Here is a 512-nt window from a genome sequence, read left to right as displayed (position 1 = left end):
TTGGTTCAGCTACATCGAAGTTACTACGGTAGATAATTTTGAATCTATCCCGTCGAACTCGAAAGAAGATATGTCGGCGAGTGAACGCTTCAAAAATGCTTATGAGTTTGCCGTGAAATCTGCGGATGACAAAGTCGGCGGTATTATCAAAACACTTGAAGACGCTCAATTATTGGCAAACACCGTTGTTATCGTCACTTCCAACCATGGCAGTGAGTTTAACGAAACCAATACCAATAGCTGGGGCGCAAACAGTAACTACAGTCGTTACCAATTGCAGGTGCCTATGGTAATCCATTGGCCTGGTATGATGGCTGGTGAGTTTAATCACAGCACGAGCCATTTAGACCTTTCAGTTACGCTACTGCAAGATATGCTTGGTGTATCGTCCAATCCATACGATTACAGCAGTGGTCGTAACTTATTTGACGAAAGCCGTCTCCGCTGGATTCTTGCTGGTGATACTCGAGAACTTGCTCTCATCACAAATAACCAAACTACCGTGATCGATA

Annotated in this window: 1 protein-coding gene; it reads left to right on the top strand. The window is 43.9% G+C overall.

Annotated features, from left to right (window positions below; genetic code table 11):
- Positions 1–512, top strand: a 512-nt coding sequence (locus tag R7E78_RS30720; RefSeq protein ID WP_318059220.1) for a sulfatase-like hydrolase/transferase, incomplete at both ends; no start/stop codon positions are given.

The sequence above is a fragment of the Vibrio sp. YT-19(2023) genome (genome assembly GCF_033337395.1).
This window is presented reverse-complemented; position numbering and strand designations above follow the sequence as displayed.